At 62.1% G+C, this 9,646-nt stretch carries 11 protein-coding genes; 3 read left to right on the top strand and 8 right to left on the bottom strand.

The window, feature by feature from the left end:
• From VMJ11_RS32475 to VMJ11_RS32455, 5 genes are all read right to left on the bottom strand, one after another.
• Positions 1-680, bottom strand: a 680-nt coding sequence (locus VMJ11_RS32475) for a TolC family protein (protein WP_325625146.1), incomplete at its 3' end; no start/stop codon positions are given.
• A 186-nt stretch (positions 681-866) separates the two neighbouring features.
• Positions 867-1,325 (bottom strand): hypothetical protein, encoded by a 459-nt coding sequence (locus tag VMJ11_RS32470; RefSeq protein ID WP_325625144.1) that lies wholly within the window; start codon positions 1,323-1,325, stop codon positions 867-869.
• A gap of 43 nt (positions 1,326-1,368) precedes the next feature.
• Positions 1,369-2,655, bottom strand: coding sequence for an SUMF1/EgtB/PvdO family nonheme iron enzyme (locus tag VMJ11_RS32465; RefSeq protein WP_414694552.1), 1,287 nt, complete (start codon positions 2,653-2,655; stop codon positions 1,369-1,371).
• A gap of 149 nt (positions 2,656-2,804) precedes the next feature.
• Positions 2,805-3,557 (bottom strand): helix-turn-helix domain-containing protein, encoded by a 753-nt coding sequence (locus tag VMJ11_RS32460; protein ID WP_325625141.1) that lies wholly within the window; start codon positions 3,555-3,557, stop codon positions 2,805-2,807.
• 181 nt (positions 3,558-3,738) lie between these two features.
• On the bottom strand, positions 3,739-4,212 hold the full coding sequence (locus tag VMJ11_RS32455; RefSeq protein WP_325625139.1) for a universal stress protein: 474 nt from the start codon (positions 4,210-4,212) through the stop codon (positions 3,739-3,741).
• A 346-nt stretch (positions 4,213-4,558) separates the two neighbouring features.
• On the opposite strand from VMJ11_RS32455, the gene VMJ11_RS32450 reads away from it, so the two are divergent.
• Positions 4,559-6,118, top strand: coding sequence for an MFS transporter (locus tag VMJ11_RS32450; protein WP_325625150.1), 1,560 nt, complete (start codon positions 4,559-4,561; stop codon positions 6,116-6,118).
• A 124-nt stretch (positions 6,119-6,242) separates the two neighbouring features.
• Here the strand turns inward: VMJ11_RS32450 and VMJ11_RS32445 are convergent, their stop codons facing one another.
• Positions 6,243-6,833, bottom strand: a complete 591-nt coding sequence (locus VMJ11_RS32445; RefSeq protein WP_325625137.1) for an acyl-homoserine-lactone synthase — start codon at positions 6,831-6,833, stop codon at positions 6,243-6,245.
• 168 nt (positions 6,834-7,001) lie between these two features.
• On the opposite strand from VMJ11_RS32445, the gene VMJ11_RS32440 reads away from it, so the two are divergent.
• A complete protein-coding gene (locus VMJ11_RS32440) occupies positions 7,002-7,319 on the top strand; it encodes an XRE family transcriptional regulator (RefSeq protein ID WP_414694550.1) in 318 nt (105 codons plus the stop codon).
• Here the strand turns inward: VMJ11_RS32440 and VMJ11_RS32435 are convergent.
• Positions 7,303-8,007, bottom strand: coding sequence for a LuxR family transcriptional regulator (locus tag VMJ11_RS32435; RefSeq protein WP_325625147.1), 705 nt, complete (start codon positions 8,005-8,007; stop codon positions 7,303-7,305). The genes VMJ11_RS32440 and VMJ11_RS32435 overlap by 17 nt on opposite strands.
• Positions 8,008-8,561: 554 nt before the next feature.
• Positions 8,562-9,020 (bottom strand): DUF3005 domain-containing protein, encoded by a 459-nt coding sequence (locus tag VMJ11_RS32430; RefSeq protein ID WP_325625136.1) that lies wholly within the window; start codon positions 9,018-9,020, stop codon positions 8,562-8,564.
• 298 nt (positions 9,021-9,318) lie between these two features.
• On the opposite strand from VMJ11_RS32430, the gene VMJ11_RS32425 reads away from it, so the two are divergent.
• Positions 9,319-9,552, top strand: a complete 234-nt coding sequence (locus tag VMJ11_RS32425; protein ID WP_321915468.1) for a hypothetical protein — start codon at positions 9,319-9,321, stop codon at positions 9,550-9,552.
• Positions 9,553-9,646: the final 94 nt, after the last annotated feature.

The following is a 9,646-nucleotide window of genomic DNA, read 5'->3' as shown; positions in this document are numbered from 1 at the left end:
TTCGTAACCCGAATCAATTGCTGCGCCCTCGCCAGCCCAATATAGGTCTGTGCGATGCTGGCGGAAATGATCAGGCGGGCTTCGGCCGCATCCAACCCCGCTGCTTCGGCATCTGAACGCGCAATCGCCACGACCGCCTTCTGCCGGCCGAATAAGTCGAGGTCCCAGTCGAGGTTGGCCTGAACCGTTGGTATCCAGTGCGTGGTGCCAGCATAGGGTGGTGGGATGAGGTAAGCATCACTAAAGCGCTGCTCGAGCACCTGGCCGTCCGCTGACACCTGAGGTAGCTCAGCGGCGCGCTGAACGCCGACCGTCGCATCAGCCGTACGCACTCTTGCCAGTGCAGCCTTGACAGTCGGATTGCGTTTCACGCCTTCGTCGATCAATCGGCTCAGTTGCGGATCGTCGAACGACTCCCACCAGCGCGCACCAATTCCCGCGCTCTGCGTGGCAAGACCTAGTTGATTGGCGCGGGCCTGTGCTACGTGCTGAGGGGCATCGGGACCGGCAACACATGCGCTTAGGGACAGTACGGCGAGTACTGAGATGGCGAGTGTTCTCGACTTCCTGTTTTCCTGGAACCGCCCGTGTCTGCGCGATTTGAGCAGTTTATTGGTTCGCCGGAGAGGGCTCCCCGGAAAGCCCTTTCCGTGGACATCGTCGATCGAAGGCACTGCCATGAGACCCAGAACTCCAGTTTTATTCCAGACAAGCGTGGCGGGCGCCCGCAAATTATCGCCATGTGAAGATAATTCAAATGGAGCTAGTAATCAAGAGATTTCTCCATACGGAGATAATCGGGGTCCACGATCCGCCGGTGTCCCCTGGCCACGGGTGCAGGGACCGTCGGGGTGCTATCGCAGGTGCTACCGCAGGTGCGCTCGCTCAGCGCGCAATTCGAGTCGCTCGATGCGGGGGGTGCGTAGCTGACGCCAACGACGAGGGTCACGGTTGCCAGCTAGCGAGGGATCAGAAGAGTTCAGTTCGCCGACGTTCGCTGCGCTCATCGCTTCAAGGGCATTGATCATCAGATTGAGCATGACCTGGTGCAGTTGCACCCGATCGCCCTGTATCGGCGGGAACCCGTGGCCCAGCTGTACGATGAGCTCGACCTCCGCCTTGCGGGATTCGCCGCGCATGACCTCTATGAGTGCAAGAATGGTTTCGTTGAGGTCGAGGCCATCCTTTCTTACGTACTCCTTCTCGTATGGCTCGGGGCGCGCCGTCTGCAAGGTCTGCGCGAGGGCCTCCTGATTGCCTTGAGCCTCGCCATCAGCGGATGCGGGGCATCTACCTCGTTGTTCATTGGTTGAAAGAAACTGCATCAAAGCGGAAGCTGGAATTTATTTTCAACTTCCGCTTTATGGGTCAATCCCGAACGCAGCGGAAACCCGCGTAAGCGTATTGGTAATGCGGCTGGAACCAGTTGCGAAAGGTCGGGCGCAACATGCACTGCGCTGTGCGCGGCGAGCCGCCTTTCATCGCGTAGTGCTGGCCGTCGAAGAAGTTTGCTGAATAGCCTTCGTAGAACGGGAACGGCTTGAAACCGGGCAGAGGCCCGAAGAGCGTCGACGTCCATTCCCAGCCGTTGCCGTAGAGGCCTTCGACGCCCCACGTGCTGGCGCTGTCCGGCGTCGCGTCGACAGCCACCGGGTTCCAGTTGCGGAAATCGAAGTTGTCGGTCTGGCACGGCAGCGCGCCATGGGCCGCGCGCTGCCATTGCGCCTCGCTCGGCAGCTTCGCGCCGCGCCAGCGCGCAAAGGCGCTTGCTTCCGCGTGGCTTACGTACGCCGGCCACGCGAGCGGCAGTGCGATATCTTCGAACATCGTGCGCAGTCGCCAGCCTTCGGCGCCGCGCGACCAGAACACGGGATGCGCTATCCGCGCGCTTTCCTTCCAGGCCCAGTCCGCGTCGTTCCAGAGGTTGCGCCTGCGATAGCCACCGTCCTCGATAAATTCGAGAAACGAGCCGTTTGTGACCATATAGCGGTCGATGTCGAACGCCTCCACTGCGACTTGCTGCTCGCCGAACTCGTTGTCCCAGCCGAACACGCCGCGCTCGACGGTCATGCCGAGTTCCGTGCGGCCCGCAGGCACCGGCACCATCTCGGGCTTCACGGCGTAGAGATGCGCGGCATGCGCCCGCGGGAGATCATGCGCGTGCTTTTGCGCGAGCGGTAACTGGTGAAGCATGTAGGCGAGCGTTTCGACGTGCATCAGGCGGTGTTCGATCGCAACGTTCAGCAATTGTGCCGGCGTATCGTGATTCGGGGCATCGGGCGGCAGGTCGAAGGCGGCGAGCCGTTCATCAATGCGGTTACGCACGTCGCGCCCGTAAGCGTGGACTTCGGCGAGGGCGGGCCAGTCTGCGGGCGTATCGGTCGGCAATCCGCCATCGACGGGATCGATGCCGAAAGCAAACAGCTGGTCGAGGCGGGAGTCCGCGGAGGGCAGATCGAACAGGCGCCTGTCGAAGAGGTTGCGGTCGAACGCCTCCAGATGGCCGATATAGAACACGATGCGGTGACGCTCGCGAATCGGGCGCTCATAGAGAAACTCGGGCTTGACGACGTCGAAGAGGGCGTCGCTGGCTGCGCGCGCATGCGTGAGACGGGCGGCGAGCGTGGGCGGATGCGGGGGTTGCATTTCGGCCATACTCCTTGCGAGGGCGTAGTACGAGACTTTATCCCTGCGCAGGAGTTGTGCCAACGTCAATGCCGCGTTACCTGAGCGCGGCGCAGGAGGTTCCAAGGAGCAGCTGCGGGTGGGCGTCCCTTTTCGGGTGCCCTGCAGCGTACTGTGGATTACAGGTGACGCAGACCTTCGAGGTCGATGATGCGGATCAGCTTGCCCTGGGCGTCGATCAGGCCGCGCTTTTGAAATCTTGACAGGGTGCGGCTCACCGTTTCGAGCGTCATGCCGAGATAGCTGCCCATGTCCTCACGCGTCATGCGCAGATTGAATTCCGCGTGGGAATAGCCGCGCTGGCCGTTGCGTTCGGAAACGTCCAGCAGGAAGGCCGCCACGCGCTCGTCGGCGGAGAGTGAGCCGAGCACCATCATTTGCGACGATTCGCGAATGAGCTGCTCGCTCATGAGGCGGTGCAGCCGGTCCTGCATCGCGCCGGTTTCCCGGCACATGTGCTTGAGCGCCGCGTAGGGAATGATGCAGACCGAGCTGTCTTCGAGCGCAATGGCGCTGGAGGTATGGAAGCCGGTGCTGATGCCGTCGAGGCCAAGCGGGTCGCCGGCGAGACGCAGGCAGGTGACCTGCTCGCGGCCGTCGCGGTGCGCCATGACCGTCTTGAGCGAGCCCGAGCGCGCGGCGTAGAGATTATCGAACGGATCGCCGGTGCGGTACACGGCCTCGCCGCGCCGCACGCTGCGTGCGGAGCAGATCAACGCTTCGAGTTTCGGCAGATCGTCGAGATTGAGGCCTTGCGGCATGCACAGATGCCGCATCGCACAAGCCGAGCAGCGCGTGGACGTGCGCGGGGCCGCGGGCATACCGTTGCTGCGACGCACGGTAGTGTGAGAAACGACGGTAGGGGTCCGCATCGACAATGCTCCTTTGATCTGTGTCTATGCATTGTCCACCGGGGCAAATCTCAAATTAGCGACAAAATGACGCGCTTTTGAGATGAAGAGTATTGAGCCTTGTCAGAGGTCGCTTGCGCGGCTTCTGACGACGCGCAAGCGTTTCCTGGATAATGCGCGATGTTGCGGCGCATTTAAGAAATTACTGATCGCCACTTTCGGCGACGTTGCCTGCAGCCGACGGAATAAGGAGGACGGGCAGTGTTGACTGCCGCACGCAGCGTTCCGCGACGCTGCCGAGAATGAGGCGCTGGAAGCCGCGGCGGCCGTGGGTGCCCATCACGATCAGATCGGCACCTTCTGCCTTCGCGGCGCTGAGCACGAGCGTCGGGACGTCGTCGAGCGAGGAGGCTTCGCCGGTGAGCATGGCGCCCTCGACGCCTCGCTCGGTCATCGCCTTGTTCATCTCTTCGGCGAGTTCGTTACCCTGCGCGATCATCTGGTTGCGCAGGATCGACGGATCGTAGCCGGGTGCGTCGAAATACATGGGCGTGTTCTCGATCACGTAGTACGGCTGCAACTTCGAGCCCATCGCTTTCGCCAGATCGAGCGCGGCTTCGAAGGCGCGGCGCGACGTCGCGCTGCCGTCGACTGCGACAAGGATGCGTTTGTACATAAGATCTACCTCCTCTTTGGGTGGGATCGAGAATCACGCGGCCTGTGGTTATGTCATGCCGGGCCGGTCGCGGCGTGTCTTTGACTGGCGAGAAGCTTAAAGGATCGCGAGCGAAGCTGCAGTCGGCATGATTGTATGAAAGATGGAGGGGGCACGAAGGAAGATCGAGAGGGCTGCGTCGGAATATCGCACTTTCGTATGTTTTTACGTCCGCTTTGCCGCTTTTTCGTTTAGTTGCGCCCGCACCGTCATACCGCTATCGTTTCGTCTTTTTCGCCCCACGCCGTTTTCCCCTCCCGTGAAACCTTCTTCCGCCAACCTGCCGTTTCGCGACGCGCTGCTGGCCATGCTCGGCATCGGCCTCGTCAACATGCTCGTCGCGCTCGATCAGACCGTCGTCAGCACCGCTTTGCCCTCGATCGTCGCCGAACTGCACGGCTTCGAGTTTTACGCGTGGATCGCCAGCGCGTACCTGCTGGCCTCCGTCGTGACGGTGCCCGTGTTCGGCCGGCTCGGCGACTACTTCGGCCGCAAGCGCTTCGTGATCGCCGCAGTGATCGTGTTCACGTTGGCTTCCGTGCTGTGCGGGCTCGCGACCGACATGCGCTTTCTTGCAGCGGCGCGTGCGCTGCAGGGGGTAGGGGGCGGCATGATGGTCGGCACGGCATTCGCCTCGATTCCCGATCTCTTTCCGGACCCACGCGCGCGGGTGCGCTGGCAGGTCGTCATGGCCGCCGCCTACGGCATCGGCACGGCGGCAGGGCCGTCTCTGGGCGGCTGGCTCAGTGAGCATTTCGGCTGGCGCTCGACCTTCCTCGTCAATCTGCCGGTCGGTATGCTTGCACTTTACTTCATCTGGGTGCATCTGCCGCGCTACCAGCCGGCGCGCACCGGCGAGATACGCATCGACTGGACCGGAGCCGCACTCGTTGCACTGGTACTGGGGGGCTTTCAGACCTTCATCGAGGCGGCACCGAAGGATGGCCTGACGGCCGGCAACGCCGCGCTTGCGGTGGCGGTGCTCGCCGGCGCGATTGCCCTGCTCGTCTGCGAACGGCGCGCCACGCATCCGATCATTCCGCTGGATCTCTTTCGCGATGCACAGCTCGTGACCCTGTTCACGCTCTCGACGCTTTCGGGCTTCGTGATGTTCTCGCTGATCTTCTTCGCGCCGCTCCTTCTGCAGGGCGGCTTCGGGCTGTCACCCCAGGAGGCCGGCCTGCTCGCGACGCCGATCGCCGCCTGCATCGCGCTCGGCAGCCTGATCAACACGCGCATCGTGATCCGGCTGCGCAAGCCGACGACGATACTCACGGTGGGCTTCAGCCTGCTGGTGGCGGCATCGGCGAGCCTCGCGTTCGCGTCGCGGCGCACGGATCACCTGTGGCTCGAACTGGCGATGTCGGCGGTGGGCATCGGGCTCGGTTTCATCCTCAACAACCTGAATGTGTTCGGCCAGGAGATCGCCGGGCGCGAGCGCTTCGGCATTACGACTGCCTTGCTGCAGTCCACGCGCATGGTGGGCGGCATGCTCGGCACCAGCATCGTCGCGACCATCGTCAACCATCGCTATGCGGCGGGTGTTGGCGACGCGCTGGCGGTACTCGGCGCGCCGTTGCAGCAACGCTGGCAACCGCAACTCGCCGACCCGCGTGTCCTGATCGACGCGACGTTGCGCGACAGCCTCGTCGCGCAGATGAAAGCGGCGGGGCTCGACGGCGCGGCGCTGATCGATGCGGTGCGGCACGTGCTGGTGGACGCGATTCACCTCGGGATCGGGCTGACGGGCTGTGCGGCGCTCGCAGCCGCGCTGTGCGTGGGACGGATTTCCCACATCCGCTTCAGCCGCGGCGCCGCCGCGCAAAAAAACGACAATGTGAAGGCCGATGAAGCCAAGGCCGACTGAGGCCTGAGGCCTGAGGCCGGAAGGCCTTTCACATGTGGGCGGCGAGCCGGCGCAGGGCCGCCACGTCGAATTTGTCAGACAAAATTCGGCCTGCCCGCAAGCCAATCCCTCTCTTGCAGCGCCTTCAGGCCGCATGCGCCAGTTGCCCGAACAGCGCGTCGTGCGTTTGCTGGCTCATCGCGATTTCCAGCGCGACGGCATTCTCCACGCCGATGCGCATGGGCGCGCCGAGCCGCGTCAACTCGATTCCCGTGCGTCGCAACAGGCGCTCGATCGGCGTCGTGGTCACCGTCACGTAGCTTTGGATGCCCGCACGGTCGGCGAACGAGACGACCGCGCGCATTGCGCCGATGGTCACGTCGGCGAAACCGAACGATTGGTCGTTGCCCGACTCGATGGCGAAGCGGCTCAACTCCCAGATATTGCGGCTCGCGGGCGCAGCCTTCCCCTGCAGCAGTTGCGAGAAGGTGTCGCGCAGCATGTTGGGGCCTTCGGTGGGCATCAGTCGCCAGCAGCCGCGCACCTTGCCGGCCGGGTCCTGGATCAGCATGTAATGGGGCCCGAGCGCGTCGTATCCATCGATTTCCATGCCGGCGATGGTGGGGATGTCCCAGCCTAGCCGGTCGCGGAACACCCGAGCGCGCAACCGGTACATCTCGTTGATGTCTTCGTTGTCAAAGTCCTGTCTCTGACCGATCCGTATCGCAGCTTGCATAACAACTCTCCCGTTTCCTGTGGAAGCACGACAGTACGGTTCGAAAGCTATGCGTTATGAATATAAAAAAACACCTATCTAGATAGGTAGGTGCGGAGGTAGGGCCTCTTCAGGAGAATCATCCCGGCGGCAGTCACTCATCAGGCATATCTGACAGCGAGAGTCATCATGGAACTAATGGACAATCAATGGCACGCGGGTGCGAGTACCCTTTCGTCACCTGGGGAGCTGTCGTCGGTAATCGACCGCGTCCTGACCATTGCGTATCGGAAGAAGAAAAAAGAGAGCCAGCGCCGGTTCTGGGCGCGCTTTGGCGTGACACAGTCGCGCGGGAGCCGGTTCGAGTCGGGCGCGGAAATTCCGCCACCCGTGTCGATCCTGCTTGGACTGTATTTCAACAAGACGATTTCGGACGGCGATCTTGGCCGCGCTGAACGCGTGCTGCGCCGTCCCGAGGCGCCGATGCAGTTTAGCCCGGGTCAATAAGACCCAGCTGGGTTGCAATCACGGCTGCCGCTCGCCGCGAGTTCACGTTGAACTTCCCGCGAATGTTCTTCATGTGGAAGTTCACTACGGCTTCGGAGCAATTCAGGATGTGAGAAATCTCCCAGGTGGACTTGCCTAGCGCAGTCCACTTGAGGCATTCCTTCTCCCGTGGCGTGAGCTTCGGGATCAGCGACTGGACATGGTCGCTCAAGTGCCGTTGGCTCGTGTCGAGCACGAGATCGCGCAGCAGGACGAGATTTGGCAGCGCGCGATTCACGTCGTCCCAAAACCCATCCGTCGGGTTCACATCGTTGACGAAGCACAACATGCCGATTTCCTGCCGCGGGCCGTGAATCGGTAGCGTAATGCCGGCACGCAGCCCGTACGAGCGGGCTTCTTCATACATCGATTGCTGCTGCTCGGTCGCGAACAACTCCGGCGACCAGATGAGCGGCGACGAGCGCGTTGTGCAATGTGAAACGGTAGGGTCGAAGTACGCCATACCGTGGTCGTTGTACGTCTGCCGCCAGGTGGACGAATAGTTCGTGCGGATGAACGCGTCCTCGAGCCTCATGCCCGGGCGCGGCAGGATAGCCAGCATGACCTGGCTGAATCCCCACGAACTGGTGAGCTTCATCACCGCGTCAAACCACGCTGCCTCTTCGGGCGCGTCGAGTACGGGCGACATCTGCTCTATGAAATGTAGAGGCACGTCAACACTCTCCATCTGCGCGGGCAGAGTCGCGGGCCAAGCCCTCGACCTCTACCCCGCGCTTCTTATGATGTAAGAATCTATCACTAAATCCTCACCAGATCGCCTCGACTCGGCAATCTTGTCTGTTTGGGGTCATTTCTGTCGGATTCCGGGCGCAGAGAGCTTCAGTGGATTCCGAACAGCGTGCAAGTGCCGCGCGAATGCATTTCATTGGATGCTAATAGAGTCGGGCTTTATTTCAAAAGTGGAAAAAGAATGCGTTCTGCCAGGGGTAATGACCATTGATTTATCGGCTTTCGATTTTCTCCATGCATTTCATCTCAGGTGAATAGTATTCGACTGAATGCAGTTTGATTCCGCCAAGGTAAAGCAATATTGGCCAGGATAATTGCACGCGGACCACCGCGCCACGCCGCGGGTGGCAGTACGGCAGAGGGGCAGCGGTGCGGGGTAGCGGATGGCGTGGTGGGGCCTTCGCGGGCGCGCCAAGCCAAGCCAGTGGCTAACCGCCGAGCGAAGGCTGTCGCTCAAGTCTTGCGCAGCAACTCGACCACGCGTGTGGGTCGCATGTGGTTGATTGCGTAGTGGATACGCCCCGGGTTGCGCCGCTCGCCGGGCTCACGCGGGTCGTCGAACTGCCAGTCGAAGTCGTAGGGCAGCTCGGGTGCGGTCATGCCCTTGTCGATGACCTCGTATCCCGACTGCAGCGCGAATAGCAGGCGGTGCCCGCCCGCGCGGCTGTCGTAGCCCGCGAGGCCATCATTGGCCTCGGCCACGCTGTTGACGAGCGAGGCGTTGCTGGTCGTCACCTCGTCGGGGCTGATCAGGCCGTCGCCCGCCAGGCGCGCGGCCTCGCGATTCTTGCCGTCGGTGTCCACCGAACTGTCGTGCGTGCGGTCGTTGTGCAGCTCGGCGCTGCGCGGTCGCGCCTGCGGCGCGCTAGCGTCGCTCGGGGTGGCTTTGAGCGTGTCGTCGGTGCGATTCATGATGCCTCCTCCGTGGAAGACCAGGGTGCCATGAATTCAGCAAGCGCCGTTCCAGTGCGACGCCCGCGAATTTTGAATCGGATTGAAACGCAAGCCGGTTCGCCTGGAGAACGCCTCCAGCGATTTTGCATTTTTTTCGTTGGATCGGCCTTTTTCACAGGAGTATGATCCTCTTTCAACGAGTTGGCGCGCTTCCGATTAACGAGTCAGGCGAGGGCTCATGATGTGGCTTTGCCGCACGATCCTGCATGCTCGCGCCACAATAAATGGACGAGGCAGTCAGGGGCGGGTGACACACATGCACTTCGACGCTGCATTTACGCATCGCGGCTACTTGCTGAATTGCGCTCCGGCGCGTGCTGGCGACGGCACGTATCAACCTTATGTCGTCATTTCTCGATCGAGCGATGGCGAACTCGTCGCCAATCGATTTTTCCCTGCCGACTTGCGCTTCGCTGACGAAGCCGCAGCTATCGCGCACGCACGCGACTGGGCCGTGCGATGGATCGACGCGAGCACAGTTACGCTTTGACGGCGCAGGCAAGCCCGCAAGGCGTGGAACGGCGCAAAGCCGCATAACACCGCGCGCCGTGCCCGCTTCGGCGAACTCCCGCAAAACGCGGTAA

Origin of the sequence: Paraburkholderia sp., assembly GCF_035501035.1 — a bacterium.
GTDB lineage: Bacteria > Pseudomonadota > Gammaproteobacteria > Burkholderiales > Burkholderiaceae > Paraburkholderia.
Note: the sequence above shows the minus strand (reverse complement) of the source record. Positions and strands in the feature narration are given on the sequence as shown.

What these genes read in the sequence shown, in the direction of transcription:
- VMJ11_RS32470 (WP_325625144.1), bottom strand. Translation starts at nt 1,325, where the DNA reads ATGCAGTTTCTTTCAACCAATGAACAACGAGGTAGATGCCCCGCATCC.
- VMJ11_RS32465 (WP_414694552.1), bottom strand. Translation starts at nt 2,655, where the DNA reads ATGGCCGAAATGCAACCCCCGCATCCGCCCACGCTCGCCGCCCGTCTC.
- VMJ11_RS32460 (WP_325625141.1), bottom strand. Translation starts at nt 3,557, where the DNA reads ATGCGGACCCCTACCGTCGTTTCTCACACTACCGTGCGTCGCAGCAAC.
- VMJ11_RS32455 (WP_325625139.1), bottom strand. Translation starts at nt 4,212, where the DNA reads ATGTACAAACGCATCCTTGTCGCAGTCGACGGCAGCGCGACGTCGCGC.
- VMJ11_RS32450 (WP_325625150.1), top strand. Translation starts at nt 4,559, where the DNA reads ATGCTCGGCATCGGCCTCGTCAACATGCTCGTCGCGCTCGATCAGACC.
- VMJ11_RS32445 (WP_325625137.1), bottom strand. Translation starts at nt 6,833, where the DNA reads ATGCAAGCTGCGATACGGATCGGTCAGAGACAGGACTTTGACAACGAA.
- VMJ11_RS32440 (WP_414694550.1), top strand. Translation starts at nt 7,002, where the DNA reads ATGGAACTAATGGACAATCAATGGCACGCGGGTGCGAGTACCCTTTCG.
- VMJ11_RS32435 (WP_325625147.1), bottom strand. Translation starts at nt 8,007, where the DNA reads ATGTCGCCCGTACTCGACGCGCCCGAAGAGGCAGCGTGGTTTGACGCG.
- VMJ11_RS32430 (WP_325625136.1), bottom strand. Translation starts at nt 9,020, where the DNA reads ATGAATCGCACCGACGACACGCTCAAAGCCACCCCGAGCGACGCTAGC.
- VMJ11_RS32425 (WP_321915468.1), top strand. Translation starts at nt 9,319, where the DNA reads ATGCACTTCGACGCTGCATTTACGCATCGCGGCTACTTGCTGAATTGC.